At 39.6% G+C, this 17,881-nt stretch carries 17 protein-coding genes and 1 other annotated feature; of the genes, 11 read left to right on the top strand and 6 right to left on the bottom strand.

Features of this window, described 5'->3' with window-relative positions:
- Window positions 1-78 precede the first annotated feature (78 nt).
- The 4 genes from IW510_RS09160 (at window position 79) to IW510_RS09175 (ending at window position 3,246) form a co-directional block, all read left to right on the top strand.
- On the top strand, window positions 79-765 hold the full coding sequence (locus tag IW510_RS09160) for a response regulator transcription factor (RefSeq protein WP_202058835.1): 687 nt from the start codon (window positions 79-81) through the stop codon (window positions 763-765).
- Window positions 762-1,811 (top strand): HAMP domain-containing sensor histidine kinase, encoded by a 1,050-nt coding sequence (locus IW510_RS09165; protein ID WP_202058837.1) that lies wholly within the window; start codon window positions 762-764, stop codon window positions 1,809-1,811. The genes IW510_RS09160 and IW510_RS09165 overlap by 4 nt, the downstream gene beginning before the upstream one ends.
- A complete protein-coding gene (locus tag IW510_RS09170; protein ID WP_442896409.1) occupies window positions 1,801-2,196 on the top strand; it encodes a MerR family transcriptional regulator in 396 nt (131 codons plus the stop codon). The genes IW510_RS09165 and IW510_RS09170 overlap by 11 nt, the downstream gene beginning before the upstream one ends.
- 270 nt (window positions 2,197-2,466) lie before the next feature.
- Window positions 2,467-3,246 carry an SDR family NAD(P)-dependent oxidoreductase gene (locus tag IW510_RS09175; protein WP_202058839.1) on the top strand — a complete coding sequence of 260 codons (780 nt, stop codon included), beginning with the start codon at window positions 2,467-2,469 and terminating at the stop codon, window positions 3,244-3,246.
- Window positions 3,247-3,346: 100 nt separating this feature from the next.
- Here IW510_RS09175 and IW510_RS09180 read toward each other — a convergent pair whose 3' ends face one another.
- From IW510_RS09180 to IW510_RS09195, 4 genes are all read right to left on the bottom strand, one after another.
- Window positions 3,347-4,105, bottom strand: coding sequence for a DNA alkylation repair protein (locus IW510_RS09180; RefSeq protein ID WP_202058841.1), 759 nt, complete (start codon window positions 4,103-4,105; stop codon window positions 3,347-3,349).
- On the bottom strand, window positions 4,089-4,688 hold the full coding sequence (locus IW510_RS09185; RefSeq protein ID WP_202058844.1) for a TetR/AcrR family transcriptional regulator: 600 nt from the start codon (window positions 4,686-4,688) through the stop codon (window positions 4,089-4,091). Before IW510_RS09185 ends, IW510_RS09180 begins: the two co-directional genes overlap by 17 nt.
- Complete coding sequence (locus IW510_RS09190; RefSeq protein WP_202058846.1) at window positions 4,681-5,100, bottom strand: VOC family protein; 420 nt, start codon at window positions 5,098-5,100, stop codon at window positions 4,681-4,683. Before IW510_RS09190 ends, IW510_RS09185 begins: the two co-directional genes overlap by 8 nt.
- A 153-nt stretch (window positions 5,101-5,253) precedes the next feature.
- A complete protein-coding gene (locus IW510_RS09195; RefSeq protein ID WP_202058848.1) occupies window positions 5,254-6,063 on the bottom strand; it encodes an MBL fold metallo-hydrolase in 810 nt (269 codons plus the stop codon).
- Window positions 6,064-6,336: 273 nt separating this feature from the next.
- Here IW510_RS09195 and IW510_RS09200 point away from each other — a divergent pair, with 273 nt between their 5' ends.
- The 7 genes from IW510_RS09200 to IW510_RS09230 all read left to right on the top strand — a co-directional run bounded on the left by IW510_RS09200 (window position 6,337) and on the right by IW510_RS09230 (window position 14,438).
- Window positions 6,337-6,897: a DUF5067 domain-containing protein gene (locus IW510_RS09200; RefSeq protein ID WP_202058850.1), complete on the top strand. Its 561-nt coding sequence runs from the start codon at window positions 6,337-6,339 to the stop codon at window positions 6,895-6,897.
- Window positions 6,898-6,909: 12 nt separating this feature from the next.
- Window positions 6,910-8,328, top strand: coding sequence for a hypothetical protein (locus IW510_RS09205; protein WP_202058852.1), 1,419 nt, complete (start codon window positions 6,910-6,912; stop codon window positions 8,326-8,328).
- A gap of 206 nt (window positions 8,329-8,534) precedes the next feature.
- Window positions 8,535-8,909, top strand: a complete 375-nt coding sequence (locus IW510_RS09210; RefSeq protein ID WP_202058854.1) for a VOC family protein — start codon at window positions 8,535-8,537, stop codon at window positions 8,907-8,909.
- 502 nt (window positions 8,910-9,411) lie between these two features.
- Entirely contained in the window at window positions 9,412-10,353 is a 942-nt protein-coding gene (trhO, locus tag IW510_RS09215; protein WP_202058856.1) for an oxygen-dependent tRNA uridine(34) hydroxylase TrhO, read from the top strand.
- Between the two features lie 168 nt (window positions 10,354-10,521).
- Window positions 10,522-10,782, top strand: a binding site (T-box leader).
- Window positions 10,783-10,875: 93 nt separating this feature from the next.
- On the top strand, window positions 10,876-12,147 hold the full coding sequence (locus IW510_RS09220) for an O-acetylhomoserine aminocarboxypropyltransferase/cysteine synthase family protein (protein ID WP_202058858.1): 1,272 nt from the start codon (window positions 10,876-10,878) through the stop codon (window positions 12,145-12,147).
- A 5-nt stretch (window positions 12,148-12,152) separates the two neighbouring features.
- Window positions 12,153-13,094, top strand: a complete 942-nt coding sequence (locus IW510_RS09225) for a homoserine O-succinyltransferase (RefSeq protein ID WP_202058860.1) — start codon at window positions 12,153-12,155, stop codon at window positions 13,092-13,094.
- A gap of 246 nt (window positions 13,095-13,340) precedes the next feature.
- The gene (locus IW510_RS09230) at window positions 13,341-14,438 is read left to right on the top strand and encodes a glycerol dehydrogenase (RefSeq protein WP_202058862.1); all 1,098 of its coding nucleotides are present in this window, start codon (window positions 13,341-13,343) and stop codon (window positions 14,436-14,438) included.
- A gap of 299 nt (window positions 14,439-14,737) precedes the next feature.
- Here IW510_RS09230 and IW510_RS09235 read toward each other — a convergent pair whose 3' ends face one another.
- Complete coding sequence (locus IW510_RS09235; RefSeq protein WP_202058864.1) at window positions 14,738-15,475, bottom strand: amino acid ABC transporter ATP-binding protein; 738 nt, start codon at window positions 15,473-15,475, stop codon at window positions 14,738-14,740.
- Window positions 15,476-17,626: an amino acid ABC transporter substrate-binding protein/permease gene (locus tag IW510_RS09240; RefSeq protein ID WP_202058866.1), complete on the bottom strand. Its 2,151-nt coding sequence runs from the start codon at window positions 17,624-17,626 to the stop codon at window positions 15,476-15,478.
- Window positions 17,627-17,881 lie beyond the last annotated feature (255 nt).

The following is a 17,881-nucleotide window of genomic DNA, read 5'->3' on the forward strand; positions in this document are numbered from 1 at the left end:
TATGATATACTGCATATATTATATAGGCAGATGTGAATAGATAATATGTGTAAACTGGATAGAAGTCGGAGGAATGTTATGGATAGAAAGAGAATACTGGTGATTGAAGATGCGATTGAGCTTGCGGAAATGATTCGCAAATATCTTGCGAATGAGCAGTATAGTGTCTCGCTATTGTCCAATGGCAGTGAAGCATTGACTATGATTGGTATGCTTCAGCCGGATATGATTTTACTGGATCTGATGCTTCCCGGAACGGACGGCTTGGAAATTCTCCGACAGGTAAGAACGGTCTCTATGGTACCGATTATTATTATCAGTGCAAAAGAAACAGAGTTAGACCGCATCTTAGGACTGAAAATCGGAGCTGATGATTACATGACAAAGCCCTTTTCTATGAAGGAAATGGTGGCGCGAGTAGAAGCTCTTTTTCGTCGGACAGAAGCCAACCAACCTATAAACAACAAGAAGAGGTTTCGTTTTGCCAATATTTCAGTTGATGAGGTCTCGCGAGTAGTTATGCGTGAGGATAAGGAGCTGTATTTGACAGCAAAGGAGTTTGATTTATTGATTTGTTTATTGAAACACCCAAGACAGGTATTGAGCAAAGAACAGCTTTATCATCACGTTTGGGGTGTACATGAGTATGGGGAAAATCATACAGTGACAATCCACATTCAAAAAATCAGGGAAAAGCTTGGCAAGGATAACGGTATAACGACTGTTCGTGGTGCGGGATATCGTTTTGATGGAGGGATAGAATGACGAATAGTATTACAAGGCATTTACTCTTAATTAGTTGTATTTTATGCTTTTTACCAGCGATGCTATTATTGTTTGCTGCATCGTTCTATTCGCTTGTTTACCTCTTGATTATTGTAATCCCATCGCTTTTTATAACAGTTTATGCGATTATCTATATTAAGAAAAGACTGATTGAACCTTTACATCACTTAACAAATGAAGCGAATCGATTGTCAGCAGGGAACTTTTCACAGCCAATCTTTTATCCTAAAAACGATGAAATTGGTCAGTTTGTATCAGCCTTTGATCAGATGAGGACTCGTTTGTATGAGCAGCAGCTGGAGCAGCAACAGTTTGAGATTGAGCGGAAAAACTTTGTTAACAGTATTTCCCATGACTTAAGGACACCGATTGCTTCAATTGCCGCCTATATTGAAGCTTTGCAAGATGGTTTAGCTGTTTCCGAGGAAGAGGAGCAGCAATACTTGAAAGTAGTGGAAAATAAGCTGAATGTGCTAACTGAATTATCTAAACAGCTTGAATTAAGCTATGTAGAAACAGGTAATTTGAGTATAGCAACCACTCCTGTGAATTGTCATAATTGGATAGCTGCACTTTTTTCAACAACTGCATCTGAATGTCAAATTAGAGGAATTCAGCTGGATTTGGTAGAATTGCCAATTTTAGAAGACGATTCGATAATTGAGATTGACAACTATCAGTTGGATCGAGCGATTCAAAATATTTTGAACAATGCGTACAGATACACTAAATCTTTACTTTTACTATCTGCTGAAATAAAAGAAAATGAATTTCAACTGTCTATAAGTAACGACGGAGTTACTATAGGCGAAAAGGAAATTGAACGAATTTTTGAGCGTTTTTATACTGAAAGCGGAGCAAATGATCAAGGCCATCTGGGGTTAGGGCTTTCTATCAGTAAAACGATTATCCAGTCAATGAACGGCAGCATTTGTGCTGAATTAGCCTCAGGTATCATTACATTTAAGCTTAGTTTTCCTTTGGCTAATCAGCAGGAAAAGAAAGCAGGTGTGTATACTGAATAACAAAAAGGAAGAAGTATATGAAATCGGTATATTTTCAAAGAAAGTAGGCTTGTCAATTGACACCTTACGTTATTATGAAAAGGAAACGCTGATTATTCCAAAGCGTAATGAGATTAACCGTAGAGTGTATGATGACAAAGATGTTCACTGGATAGAATTTATCAAGAGGTTGAAGCAGACGGGGATGCCAATTAAAAAGATGAAAGAATACGCTGTATTAAGGTATCAAGGTGAGCATACTGTAACAGCTAGATTTGATTTGCTTAATACCCAACACGAGCTGCTAATACAACGAAGAGAGGAAATCAATCAGAACCTGGATTTTCTCATGGATAAGATGACGATTTACCAACAGATGATTGATGATGAGAAAAGGAACCGCTGATTCTTATATTTTGGGAATCAGTTTTTTTGTTTCGTGCTATAGGGAAATTGATTGGGAGCTACGTTTCTTTTTTGAAAAACTCACTCTATTTTTGTAGGTAAAGGTATTATAAGAGTGTCACTCCATTAAAAAGGAGCTAGCCAATTAGGAGTCGTTTTGTCTTATTGTTCGGAAGCTGCCTGAGCTCATTCAGCTTTTCTATTTTTCTAATTGACATAGAGTATACTCCAGCATGTAAAGTGAGACCTACAACATTAAGGAGGACTATCTATGAAAAAATATGTAGTAATTACAGGAGCCAGTTCAGGAATAGGTTGGGCAGCTGCCAAAAAATTTGCAGAGCTGGGAAAATCGTTGATATTGATTGCACGAAGAGAAGAAAGATTGAAGGAGTTGAAGAAAGAACTGCTTATTCGATATCCAGAACTTGATATTGTTATAAAGTCTGTAAATCTTATGGACAGTGTAGAAGTAGAGGCGCTGTTTGATGATATGGATAGATACTTCATCGAAGCGTGGATAAATAATGCCGGATTGGGGCATTATGGAGCGGTTCATGAACAACAGCTGGCAAAAACTAAACAGCTTCTTTCACTGAATATCGAGGCGATTACATTGTTATCTATATTGTATACGAGAAAATATCACTTGGAAGAAGGAACACAGCTAATCAATGTATCTTCAGCAGGCGGCTACACGATGGTTCCAACAGCAGTTACTTATTGTGCCAGTAAATTCTATGTCAGCGCATTTACAGAAGCCTTGGCATTGGAGCTGCAAGAGGCCCATTCTCCTCTTCAAGTAAAAGTTTTTGCGCCGGCAGCGACCAAAACCGAGTTTGGACAAATCGCTAATAACCGAAAGAACTATGATTATGATGAGGCATTTGGGACCTATCATTCCAGTGAGGAGGCAGCAGAGTTACTGTTGGAACTTTATCAAAGTAACCAAATAGTTGGGTTGGTTGATCGTGAAAGTTCTTCATTCAAATTAATGGATCATCAATTTGCTTATGCAGGTGATTCCTCAATAAATCAAAAGCTGGATTGAATAAAGCAATCCGCCCAGCCATGGCTGATAGAAGAAGAGAAAGAGTGAAAGACCAAAAAACCAACAGGTATCGCTAGTGATACCTGTTGGTTTTAGATTACTATTCCTGTAGCTCTGATTCTCGTTTTCTTTTCGTTCGTGAGGCATGCTTGATAATCCAGACACATTCCTTTGTCATCTCTTTTGTCTCCCAAGAGGAGATGATCTGCGCAAATTTCTGAGGGTCTTCTTTGTACAGGTCATTTAAATTGTTAGCGACACTTTTTTGAGTCGTTTTATCTGAATCGTCCTTTAGATTCGTCAATAATTGGGAATAGCTATCAAAATAATCAAGTGCAACATACATCTTTTTTGCCCAAGGGAGGCGAATACGTAAGCACTCACTAGCCAAGCGTCGGACACGCTTGTTATCATCTAAGCTCCAGTTCAGAAGAAGCGCCATTGCTTGTTCCGGAAAGGCGAGAATGACAGGGCGCATGCAGAATTCACTGGTGAAGCGTTTGGTCAGTTCTTTGCTGAATGCAGTGCTGGTTTCAAAGTCCTGGTCTCCATATAATTCTACATATTTTCCAATCGGCCACAGCCAGTACCCTTCTGTGAACATGCCAAGACTTCCTTCTAACTCCGGACCTAAAATCTTTTCGAAAATCTGGATTGTCTCACGGTAATTAAGAGGAATACTTTCTTTCAGCGCTTGCGCCAGCAAGGTCTGTCGATCATTAAACTCAAGCTGCTCAAGCGTAGGCTTAAGGAAAGAGAGAAAACTGTCTGTCGGAAACGCCGGATAAACAAGCCCTATTTTCTCTGCTAAATCATGTGCATAGTTATAGTCGTAATAATCCTTAACCTTCATGCCCATTTACCCTAAATCCTTTCAATAAATACGTAATCGCGTCCTGTATCGCATCTTTCGTTAAACTATCTGACTCTGCTTGATAAAGTGACAAATCATTCAACGCACCTGAAATCAGATGGGCCATCAGTCGAGTATCCAACGCAACCAATTCTCCTTTTTCTTGAATGACTAACAGTTGTTCTTCAAGCAAAGCCACAGAGTTCTCATTATCGATTTTTCGCCATTCCGTCCAATCAATCACGTTGGGTGCGTCAATCAGCAGAATTCTACGATTGGCCTCAAGGGTAGCAGCCTCTACAAAGCCAACACAACCCAGTGTTAGCTGCTCCCAAATGTCTTCTGAAGTCATTGCTTCCTTTTCAACATTGGCGCCGACTTCCGTTTGTACTTGGTTTAGTACAGCTAAGAATAATTCTTTTTTTCCTTTAAAATGGTGATAAAGTGCACCTCTTGTTATTGCCAGCTCCTCTACGATTGCTTCAAGGGAAGTTTTTGCATAGCCATACTTCGAAAAATGTTTTCTGGCTATAGCGATTAGGTTTTGTGTTGTTTTAATAGAAGCCAATTCTTTCTTATTTTTAGGCATGTTCGTTCTCCTCAGCTGCATAGCTTTCCAAATATTCTTCACTTGGGGGGATATTTTGAATCACATCAATAATCAGCTCATCTGGGCTTTCAATCATGAAGTGTCGCTGTCCAAAAGCCTCATCCTTGATTGGCATTAGAATCTTTGCTTCAGTCTTTTGCAGCTCCTCATAGACACTATCAACATCTTCTACCTCGAAGTTTAAGATAATTCCTTTGCAGTTCGCTTGGTATTTTTTAGGAATCGTCTCATGCGTGCTGTCAATTACAGCCAGTTCAAACCCTTGCTTATTTTTTAGACTAACATACCACTCACTTGTATAGGTTACCTCGAAATGGAAAAGATCAATAAAAAATTTGCTCGTTTCTTCAATAGTTGCACTCATCAGAACAGGATAAAAGCTTGTAGTCATTTTAATTCCTCCTTTTTAGTTAACTATAATTTAACATACATACAGTATGTATGTAAATGGAAAATAGTAAAATAATCGTGGAGAATAAGGAAAAAGACTATGGCAAAAATCAACCATAGTCTTTTGAAACAGCTATCAGAAATGATGTGTTGGTTAGTTCCATTCAACGCTCATTCCAACACCCACCTCACCGATAGGAATTTCCTGATGAATCGCTGATTTTGCAGCAAAGGAAACACAGTGGCAAGGGAAAAGCTCAGGAATGTTATTGCTTTTTAAATAGTCGATAGTTTTTTCCAGCTGTTCGTCTTCATCAAATAAATGAAAGCCGCCAATCACACCGGCAATTTTATCAATACCTGTTACTTGTTTGGCATATTCACAAATGTTGCAGATACCGCTGTGGGAGCAGCCGGTAATAATGTAGATGCCATCTTTCCCAGTGAAAACCAGAGCAGAATCATCGAGTACGTAATCAGGACTATAGGTATCCGTCAGCTTGGTTTCACCTACTTGCTGGCGTGGTTCAAAGTCAACTAGCTGAGGGATTTCTCCTAGAAATGTAATGTTTTTAGAGACCATCAAAGGTTCCTTGGATAGAGTCAGTGTGTAATTTTTCTGTAGTTTTTCGGCACTTTCGGGAGAGCCGATTGCTCCTTCTTCTGCTCGTTTTGGAAAAAAGGTTAATGGATGAGCGATTATTTCAGGCTTCTGTTGAGTAAATAATGTATCGATGTGAACCAGGCCGCCGGTATGATCGTTATGGCCGTGTGAAAGAACCAGCTTTTGGCTACGGGTTAAATCAATCCCCAGCTTTTTGGCATTCTCAAAAAAGACATGGCTATAGCCGGTATCAAAAAGAATAGCTTCATCCCCATCTTCAATAAAAAAAGATAACGCCGGCTCGCCATAATAATAATGATCGATGTAGACATTATTATCTACTAAAACAGTCAATTTCATTTATTTCTCCTCCTATTGCTAACTAATTGTTTTTTAGCATAACATAAACTGCGAGCAAAAGTGAAGAAAACTTTGGAATTGATATAGACGGCTTGCTTAACTGTCTGCTACTATTAAAGTAATGTGTTTGAAACATTTACTTTGATACAGGTATTTTAATGTTGAACAAAATTTTTGTATTTTATAAAAGCAGGGGTTGTTGGCGGTTGATTTATGGAATATGAGACAGGGTAAATGGGTTAAACGCGGATAATCAATTGGGGGGAGTGTAGAATGAAAAAGAAATGGGTTCTCTCTTTTTTGTTGAGTGGCCTATTGTTGTTTACAGGGTGTCAAACGACAACAGAAAAGATAAAAGAAACATCCGGATCAACGGAGCAAGAGGAAGTAACAGAGCGTTTTAAGAAGGGGACTGTAGAAACAACTGATTATCGCATTAAAATAATCGATTCAACGATGACTTATGGTCATGATGAAGAACTAAATCTTATTGTTTTTACCTATGAATTTACCAACCTCAGCAATAAGCTTTTGGCTGCTTCTGATCAGTTTAATCAATCGTTTGGAGCAAGTCAGGAATTGGATGATACGGTTGAAACGTTAGATGCTTCACTTCCACCGTATAACTCGGCATTTAACACGCTGTATGATAAAGGCTTATCAAAGGTGAAGCCTGAAAAGACGATTACTGCTGTGGCGGTATATAAACTAATTGATAGTAAAAAAAGTGTCGTATTGTCCGCTTACAATACGAAGAGTGGTAGGGAAATTGGGCGTAAAACATTTATTCCGGATATCGCATTGGAAGAAACAAAAGATTTAGATGATTTATAAAGGAGAAGAAAGATGAAAAAAGGACAGAAACAACGTTTGTTACTTGGTATAGGTGTATTATTAATCGTAGTAATTCTTGGTGGGCTTGGCTTTTACAAGTTCAGCAGTCAACAGCAGAAATTCGTAGGTGAGTGGAAGCTGCGCGGATCGGATTTGATTGAACAGAAGCTGATCATTAATGAAAAAAATGAAGTAACGATGTCGATTTATTCAGAAATCAAAGATTTAACAAAGGATGAAATGAGCTACACGTATAGCAATGTCAAAATCAAAGGCAACAAGCTGCGTATCTATGACAATGAGATTTCTGGCTTTAAAAGGTACTTTGAATATGCAAAAGGCTCTGCTCTAGAAAGTAGTTTTCAAGAGATTGCCCGTGAAACGGTAAAGACAGATTTTGGCGCCTTGTCTGATAAGGAAATTGATCGCTATATTACGATTGATGAGAACCGATTCACGGCAAAAATTGATGATCCAAAGGTCATAAAGAAGCTGTTGGAAGATGAATTACCGGAAACAGGAAACGTACTTACATTTACCTTGAGCAAAAATGGTGAGCGTTTAAGCAATGGTAAAGAAGTATACATTCGACAATCTAAAAAGACTGCTGACAGCAGTAAAGAAACGATTGAAACAACATCCAGTGAGACCTACGAATCCTTCTCAGAAGAAATTGATATTATCAAGACGATTGAATCGACTACGGTTGAGGAAGAATGGATTTATGAACCGGATAAGTTTGCGTACTACTTCTTAATTCTTGAGGATCAGGACAAAAGAGAACAGTTCATCGAAGAGAATGTCGCAGAGGAAGCACAGGAAATGTTTAAAAAGCATCTGAAGGATAAAGCCGTTTATCAAGGGGCTATATTGGATGATATTTATTCAGACCAGCGTATGTTTACAGAGGATGATACAGATTATTTCTATCAAATTGTTTCTGTTCAGGAGAATGTTGAGTATGTTCTTTTAAAGGACAAGGATGAAAAAATCCTAGATGTTTTTGGTGCCGGTTGGACGGAAACAGATAAAGAAAAAATCAAAGAATTGGATATATTTGTCAGAGTCAGACCTGTCATGACCTTGAAATATTTTGTTATCTATTACCTGATTGAACAGGATACAGACGAACGTAGAGCTACGATTGCCGATAATAAAGAGTACGCTACAGAAAGCTGTCAAGAGCTGCTGCTGGCACATGTCGATGAAGAGTTCGCTGATTTTTCTGCCGGTACTTGGTACTATTCAGAATTTAGTGATGGCTCTTTTGCAATGATTATCAATGACTCTGATGATAACTCTGTCTACATCATGAAATTGAATGATGACTCTCAATTGACGAATGTGTATGGCGGCAGCTTTGAAGCCTTGTCTGAGGATGAACGGGCTTATATCATGGAGAATAAAAGTGAACTGATTACTGTATTCTAAATGAATAAGAATGATTCCGACGACTGCTTTTGGCGTAAAGGCAGAAAGAGCCTTCTAGTGATTTTTTTCTAAACAGTAACGGATGTGCAGAAGAGAATCGTCCGAGCAAAAAACTTTTCGCTTCTATTCAAAAGTGAAAGCTATTTTGTTGCACTGAATAGAGTAAGTATATGATAATAAGGAATAAAACTTGGAGGGAAGCGTAAATGTTCACAGAGCAAGTAAAAATCATGTTGTATGTAAATGATGTTAATGAATCAAGTAATTTCTGGCAAGGTATTGGGTTTATCGAAAAGGAAAGAGATGCAGTTGATGGAACGATTGTCGTCGAAATTGCACCAAGTGAGACTTCCTCTACGAGAATCGTCCTGTATGAGCTGGCATTTATTCAGCAACATTCCCCGGAAGTTGCCGGAAATACACCATCCTTGATGTTCTTCAGTGAAGACATTACTGGACTGTATAAAGGAATGAAGGAAAAAAATGTAACACTCGGAGATTTGGTTCAGCTTCCTGGTGGAGAGTTAGTATTTAATTTTGCGGATAATGACGGCAATTATTTTGCTGTATCCGGTCAGTAAACGTGGCCAGAAACAGCAGAATGACTATCGAAAAGTGAAACGATAAATACTCGGAAACAAGCTGAGCTGTTCAGCCTGTTTCCGAGTATTTTTGAAGAGAAGTCCGCCGTTTATCTGTTAAAACAGCAATCGATGTCAGGTACCGTAAAACAAAAGGTCAAAAAGGAACCCCCTCAATAGCTATTTCAGAATGTACGAAGTAATATTGAAACTTATTCGTTCAGGTAATGGAAAATAGAGATGGCTAAATAGGTAGAAAGCCTACATTACTCTTGTGTAATTTCCTACAAGCATAAATCTGGTGTTTCGACTTTTCTATTTTATATACTGATGAGGTATGAGTAGAAAAGTCGAAGCATTTTTTTATGTATGAATAATTGAGAACCGGATACTTTTTCTTTTCTATATTTCCAAAGATTGAGTATCTCATACGAATTGCTTGCTGATTCATAAGGACATGAAGTCAGAGAGCTATCTTATTATTAGATAAAGGGGAATTACAATGAATTACCAAGTGCTTTTATATTACCAATACACAACGATCGAAGATCCTGAACTGTTTGCGAAGGAACATCTGGCATTTTGTCAATCGTTGCACTTAAAGGGCAGAATTTTGGTGGCAAATGAAGGAATTAATGGGACACTATCAGGAACAGTAGAAGAAACAAATCAATATATGGAGACGATGCTTGCGGATGAACGATTCAAGGATACTTTTTTTAAGGTGGATTTTGCGGAAGAGCATGCCTTCAAAAAATTGTTTGTTCGTCCAAGAAAAGAGCTGGTTGCTCTGAATTTAGAGGATGATGTTGATCCTTTGGAACTGACCGGGCAATACTTAGATCCTGAAGCGTTTCGGGAAGCGCTGATTGATGAAAACACGATTGTTTTAGATGCTAGAAATGATTATGAGTATGACTTGGGTCATTTTCGCGGGGCAGTTCGTCCTGATATTCGTAACTTCAGAGAATTGCCACAATGGATTCGTGAAAATAAAGAACTGTTTATGGATAAAAAAGTCGTTACTTACTGCACAGGAGGAATTCGCTGTGAGAAGTTTTCCGGCTGGCTGTTGCGTGAGGGCTTTGAGGATGTAGCTCAGCTTCACGGCGGTATTGCAAATTATGGTCGAGATGCAAAAACACAGGGCGAGTTCTGGGATGGAAAAATGTACGTGTTTGATGAGCGAATCAGTGTTGAAATCAATAAAGTGGATAAGCAAATCATCGGGAAGGATTGGTTCGATGGGACTCCATGTGAACGGTATGTCAACTGCTCTAATCCTTATTGCAACAGGCAAATCCTTGCTTCCGAAGAAAATGAAGCAAAACATTTAGGCGGCTGTTCACCGGAATGTAGTCAGCATCCTGCAAATCGCTATGTGCAGACACATCACTTGAGTGAGGAAGAAGCGGAAAAACGATTGGCTGAGCTGATAAAATAAGAGAGTGACTTACTCTTTATGGTAAAATAAATTGGGTGGCGAAGGAATCTGGGGAATGATTTTTTCGCTGCTTTTTTTGTATTGCTATAAGCTCCTTAGCTTGGCGATAGGCTTTTTTCTTATTGACTGGATGTATAAAATCAAGTATAGTGTATGCAATAACATAGGTTATGCGCGTTGAAAAGAAGAGTACAGATTGACGAATTTTAAAGAGAGCTTCGATAGGTGAGAAGAAGCAGAGGAAGCAATTTGGAAGATGGTCTTTGAGCAAGTGGTCGTGAGTCGTTACGATAAACGGTCAACGGGAATGCCCGTTACAGCATGACAGTATTGATGAGAGCTTTATTTCATTTGTACTGATGGAGGCTGCAGCTGTAAAGCTGTAGTAAAAAAAGGTGGTAACACGGAGTTCAGGCTCCCGTCCTTTTCTGTAATTTTACGGAAAAGACGGGAGCTTTTTGCTTATCGTAATTTTCAAAAGTAACCAAAAAATGAAGCAGAAAAATCATGGAGGGATTAATTATGGAATTCGAAACAAAATGTTTACATGCCGGCTATCAGCCGGGAAATGGTGAGCCGCGAGTGGCTCCAATCGTTCAGAGTACCACGTATACTTATGATTCGACAGAGGAAATTGGCAAGCTATTTGACTTGGAAACGGCAGGGTACTTTTATACTCGGATTGGGAATCCGACAACAAATGCTGCAGAGGAAAAAATTGCAGCGTTGGAAGGCGGCGTTGGTGCGCTGTGTACAGCTTCGGGACAAGCGGCAACCTTCTTTGCCATCTTAAATATTTTAGAATCAGGTGACCATCTCGTTTCATCTTCTTATGTTTATGGTGGCACCTTCAATCTTTTCGCCCATACCTTTAGAAAGATGGGTATTGAAGTAACGTTTGTCGATCAGACGGCTTCATTGGAGGAGCTAAAAAAAGCGATTCGTCCAAATACTAAAGCTGTTTTTGCTGAAACGATTGCCAATCCAGCCATGCATGTTCTCGATATTGAAAAGTTTGCTCAGTTGGCACATGAAGCAGAGCTGCCGTTCATCATTGATAACACCTTTGCGACACCGTATTTCTGTCGACCAATCGAGTACGGAGCAGATATCGTTATTCACAGTACAACAAAATACTTGGATGGTCATGCGGTCCAAACTGGCGGAGTTATTGTTGACAGCGGGAAGTTCAACTGGGCCAACGGCAAGTTTCCTCAGCTGAGTGAACCGGATGTGACCTACCATAATTTGGTCTATACAGAGACTTTTGGTGTGGCCGCATACATTACAAAAGCACGGGTACAGCTGATGAGAGATTTAGGTGCGACACCTTCGCCGCAAAACTCCTTCCTGCTGAATCTGGGCATGGAGACTTTGGCTGTCAGAATGGATCGTCATTATCAAAATGCGTTGACTGTTGCTGCATTTTTAAAGGAGCAGGCAGCTGTTTCTTCGGTTACTTACCCTGGTTTAGAAAGCGATCAGAATTATGAGTTGGCGCAGAAGTATGTGCCAAATGGCTTGTGCGGCGTGATTTCATTTGAGGTAGGCGCCGGCAAAGAAGCTGCGGCGAAATGGCTGGATGCCTTATCACTTGTTTCTTTGGAAGTCCATGTGGCAGATATACGTACGTGTGCGTTACACCCTGCAACATCGACTCATCGCCAGTTATCCGATGAGGAATTAAAACAAGCCGGAATCTCTCCGGGATTAATCCGCATTTCTTGTGGAATAGAAAATATCAATGACATTCTTGCCGATTTGAAACAAGCATTTGAACAATTGGAGGCTTAAGCATTATGCCAATCAAGTTGATTGAAAACTTTCCTGCAAAGCAGGTGTTGGAACAAGAGAATATCTTTGCAATCGATAATGAGCGGGCAGCAACACAGGACATCCGTCCGTTGAAGCTGTTAATCTTGAATTTGATGCCAAATAAGATTGATACAGAGACACAATTGCTTCGTTTAATCAGTCAAAGTCCTTTGCAAATTGATGTTGATTTTTTGAAAATTTCATCGCATGAGCATAAGAATACCAGTGTGACACATTTGGCTCAGTTTTATCTGTCATTTGATGAGATAAAAGATAGAACCTATGATGGCATGATTATTACCGGTGCACCTGTGGAACAGCTGCCTTTTGAGGAAGTAAATTATTGGCAGGAATTGATGGAAATCATGGATTGGAGCCAAACGAATGTAACCTCTGTTATTCATATTTGTTGGGGAGCTCAAGCGGGCTTGTACCATCACTATCAGGTGGACAAGAGCAGCTATGACAAAAAGCTGTTTGGGATTTACAGTCAATATCCAACGGGCAATCATCGACTGTTTCGCGGGTTTGATGATCGGTTTGATACCCCGCAGTCTCGGTATACAGGAATCAATGAGAAGCAGCTTGATTCTAAGCTGATACGTGTGATTGCTGCGAATCCTGAAATTGGCGGGACGATATTGATATCTAATGATGACCACGACATTTTTTTGTTAGGACATTTTGAATACGATACAGATTCTTTAAAGCAGGAATACCTTCGCGACCAAGAAAAGGGACTGGCTACTGATTTACCGGAGAATTATTTCATTGAGGACTCGGTAGAAAAGGGTATATGCAATACTTGGCGCAGTCATGCTCACCTGCTGTATCGCAATTGGTTGAATGATGTTTATCAGCTAACACCGTATGATTTAAATGATATAGTGACGATTCAGAAAAAACGTTTAGAAGAGAGAACGTAAACGTTGGAGAGAGTGGGACAGTCGTAAATCCCGCACTCTTGAAACAAAATTAACGGTGCGCCAATATCCGTGTACTTCGAGAATCACAACGAGGACCTTCAATTCTTAACGGTTTACCGCTAGAATTGGAGGTCCTCATTTTTAAGAAAAATAGTTCTATGGCATCTTCTTTTTTTATATAATCATAGATTTATGATTGCTAGAGAGAAACGGATATGCCAAACTAATAGTAAAGAGGTGAAGAGTATGGAAAAACTATTTATTAGTCCATCGAAATATGTTCAAGGAGAGCATGTACTTCAGCAAAGCGCGGAGTACTTGAAAGAATTAGGTACGAAGGTACAATTACTCACAGATTCCTTTGTGTGGGACATGCTGGGAAATGATTATGTGAAGTATCTAAAAGAAGCCGGATTGGATGTTGTCTCGGAGGTGTTTTCCGGCGAGGTATCTTCAGAGGCGATACAAGAGCTGTCACAGAAGCTGGAGGCTCAACATATCGATGTTCTTGTGGCTTTAGGCGGTGGGAAAATCATCGATTTAGGAAAAGCAATTGCCGCGAAGCAGCTGGTGAAGCTAGCAGTTCTTCCTACAACCGCTTCAACGGATGCACCGACCTCATCTGTTTCTGTTCTTTACGAAACAGACGGCCGCTTTAAGAAATATGACTTCTATTCCAGAAATCCTGAGCTGGTGCTTGTAGATACAGCGGTGATTGTCAACGCTCCTGCACGACTTTTAGCTGCGGGAATTGCTGACGGGCTTTCAACAGCAATTGAAGCACGAGCTGTTTGGAAAAAACAAGGGGAAAATATTTTGGGAAAAGCACCAACGCTGACTGCTTTGGCTATCGCAGAGAAATGTGAAGAAGTGTTGTTTACTTATGGCTTACAGGCGATAGAAGATAATAAGAATAGAGTAGTAACACCAGCTTTTGATGCAGTCGTCGAAGCCAATACTCTGATGAGCGGATTAGGATTTGAGAGCGGCGGACTGGCAGCGGCTCATGCACTGCATAATGGCTTTTCAGCGATTCATGGAAAAGCGGATCAGCTTCTGCATGGAGAAAAGGTGGCATTCACAACACTCGTTCAGCTTGTTTTGGAGAAGCAATCCAAGCAGACTTTAAAGCGTTATGTCGATTTCTTTCGTACACTTGGTTTACCGACAACTTGTGCAGAAATGGGGATTGAGCTGCAGGATGATACCCAGTTGTTGGCGATTACTCGGCAATCAATGGTTAAAGGAGACAGCATGAAGCAAATGCCGATGGAGATAACTGAACAGGATATTGTAGCTGGGATAAGAACACTGGATGATTTTGTTCAAGGCAATTTGGACTAAAAACTAATTCTTCCATATATTTCTGGAAAAAAGCTGCGTATTATTGATATTACGATGGAATGCGGGTATTCATTAGAGATTGGTTTTACCCGCTACGTTTCTTCCATTACCGGATTTTTGCCTAACGCGTATCGAACAAGCAGTCTGGCAAATGATGCTTGAGTGGGTGAGAGAAAATCAACTGGATTCTTCTAAGCATGGGCTGTAGTTGTTAGTCATTTAGTTTATAAAAAAACAGAAGCATTTGGGAACACCCAAAATGCTTCTGTTTTTTATTTGCTGCTAGTATTTCTTGTTTATCAGATATTCAACACTTTATTTAGGAAGTCTTGTGTTCGTTCGTGTTGAGGAGATTCAAAGATTTGTTCCGGTGTTCCATCCTCAAGGAAGTTTCCACCGTCAATAAACATTACTCGATTTGCTACTTCTTTTGCAAAGCCCATTTCATGGGTAACGATAACCATCGTCATCCCTTGTTTTGCCAGCTTCTTCATAACGTTTAGTACGTCTCCAACCATTTCAGGGTCAAGAGCGGAAGTCGGCTCATCGAAGAGCATGATGTCCGGATTCATTGCTAAGGCACGGGCAATGGCGACACGCTGCTTTTGTCCACCTGACAGAGATTTAGGATAGCTGTCTTTTTTATCCGCCAATCCAACTGTATCTAACAGTTGAATTGCTTTGTCTCTTGCCTCAGAAGGAGTCATTCGTCCAAGGTCAACAGGAGCCAGAGTGATATTTTCCAGTACAGACAAGTGAGGAAACAGGTTGAAATGCTGGAATACCATTCCAATATGCTGTCTTACTTTATTAATATCAGTATTCTTATCAGTCAGATTGGCTCCATCGATGATAATATCACCACTAGTTGCTTCTTCCAATTGGTTCAAGCAACGCAGAAAGGTACTTTTTCCTGAACCGGAAGGTCCGATGACACAAACAACATCGCCTTCATTGATTGATACGTTAATGTCATTCAACACGGTATTGTCACCGTATTTTTTTACGAGATGTTCAACTAGAATTTTTTCAGTCATTTATTTCACCCTCTTTTCCAGTACTTTTGCCAGCTTAGTTAATGATGTAATCAGAATGAGGTACATCACGGCAATAATCAGATAAACCATTGTACTTTGCAGGTTGCGGGCAACAATGATTTTTCCTGTTTGCAGCAGCTCAATCAAACCAATTGCTGATAAGATTGTTGTATCCTTCAATGAGATAACAAATTGGTTAACAAATGAAGGCAGCATAATTTTGATTGCTTGCGGTAAAATTATTTTTTGCATAGTGCGATTATAGGAAAGTCCCAAGCTTCGAGAAGCTTCCATCTGTCCGACAGGAACAGCTTTGATACCGCCGCGGACGATTTCTGAAATATAGGCACTGGCATTTAATGTTAAGGTAATGATTCCGGCGATAAATACCGGAATGTTGAAGCCTAATAATCCTGGAAGTCCAAAGTAAATGAAGAATGCAACAACCATCAACGGAATTCCTCGAATGATATCAACATAAATTGTAGCAAGGACACGTAATGCTTTAACCGGAGATACACTGAACAATCCAAAGATAACACCTAGGATTAATGCTAATACGAAAGAAATCAGAGTCAGCTGAATAGTCATCCAAAGTCCGCTTAACAGGCGTTTCCAATTGTTTTGAATCATGCCGATAAAGGTCGATTCATCTACAGTATTCTCAACACTGCCGTCTTTGATATATTTGCCAACAATCTCATCATACTCTCCTGTGCGTTTCAATTCAGCTAAGCCTTCATTAAACATTTCGACAAGCTCGGCATTTTTGCCTTTTTTCACTGCGAAGCCATAAGATCCGCCCTCTTCACGAGGAATAGGAGTGGAAAGTGGCTGTCCTTGTGCTATACCATAGCCGATAACAGGATAATCATCCATCATGGCCTCAATTTCGTTGATTTCCAAAGCACTATATAGAGCATCGGTTGTATCAAGATATTTGATGGAATAGCCGTATTTGTCCTTGTTTGCTTCAAGAAAATCTGCGCTTTCTGTTCCGATTTTTGCGCCTACTGTTTTGTCTTTCAAATCTTTGTAAGAGGTAATAGAGTCATTACCTTCCTTGACAGCTATTTGAATTCCGCTGTCAAAATAAGGCGTTGAGAAATCAAAGGATTTTTCGCGTTCATCTGTAATCGTCATACCGGCAATCATGCCATCAGCCTGACCAGATTCCACAGCTTGAACAGCCGAACTGAAGCCGATAAATTTGAATTCGATAGTAAAGCCTTGTAATTCAGCAATACGAGTCATCAAGTCGACATCAATTCCCTCATACTTGCCATCTGCATTTTGGAACTCAAAAGGAGCAAATGTTGAGTCGCTCGCGATGGAGTAAACGTCTTTCTTGGGTTCGATTTTCGTCATTTCTGCATCATCATCTTCTGTTCCGGAAGAGATATACTTAGCAACGATTTTATCGTAAGTACCGTTTTCTTTTAGCTTTTTAAGACCTGCGTTGAATTGCTTAATCAATTCTGGATTTTGTCCCTTTTTCACTGCAAAACCATAAGAACTGCCGGTTTCTTTTTCACCTATCAGCTGCAGCTTTTGTCCATTTGTTATGGCATAGCCAAGGACTGGGTAATCATCAAAAATTGCATCGGCCTCACCATTTTGAAGTGCTTGATATAATCCTGTCGCATCATCAAAGTTTTTGATTGTGTAACCATATTTATCCTGATTTTCTTCAAGAAAAGCGGCACTTTCTGTTCCAACCTTCGCTGCTACTGCTTTTCCGTCTAAATCGTCATAGCTTTCAATAGAAGTATTTCCTTGTTTGACTGCCATCTGCAGACCGCTGTCAAAATAGGGTTCTGAGAAATCAAAGGATTTTTTTCGTTCATCCGTGATACTCATCCCAGCAATCATACCATCGATTTGACCGGATTGAACTGCCTGAATGGCTGAATCAAAACCAAGAGGCTTTAGATTTACGTTGAAGCCTTGATCGTCAGCGATCGCATTCAGTAAATCTATATCAATACCGATGTATTCGTCATTTGAATCCTGAAACTCAAATGGTGCGAAAGTTAGATCCGTTCCGATATCATACGTTTTTTCCTCTGCCATAGCCGGCTTGCCCACTGTTAAAGCAAATAAGCTGATAATCATGGCGAGTAAAGAAAATAAAAGATGTTTCTTCTTCATAAAAAAATCCTCCTAAATATTTGCATATTTAGTAATTATATAGCAAAAAGCAGGTGAAAAACAAATATTTCAGCAGTTTTTCGAAAAAAAGTCTGGAAAACTTACTTTCTGTGTTAGATTTTGTGACATGGATATAATTTTGGTACAAAAATAATTTATACTCTTTTAGGTTGTTTTTTATCACTTTATGTATTTTATAAAACTCTAAAAGAGTTATAAAATAACATGAAATATAGAAGTGGCGAAAATATGTTC

This window comes from Enterococcus sp. BWR-S5, assembly GCF_016745255.1.
Lineage (GTDB): Bacteria > Bacillota > Bacilli > Lactobacillales > Enterococcaceae > Enterococcus_L.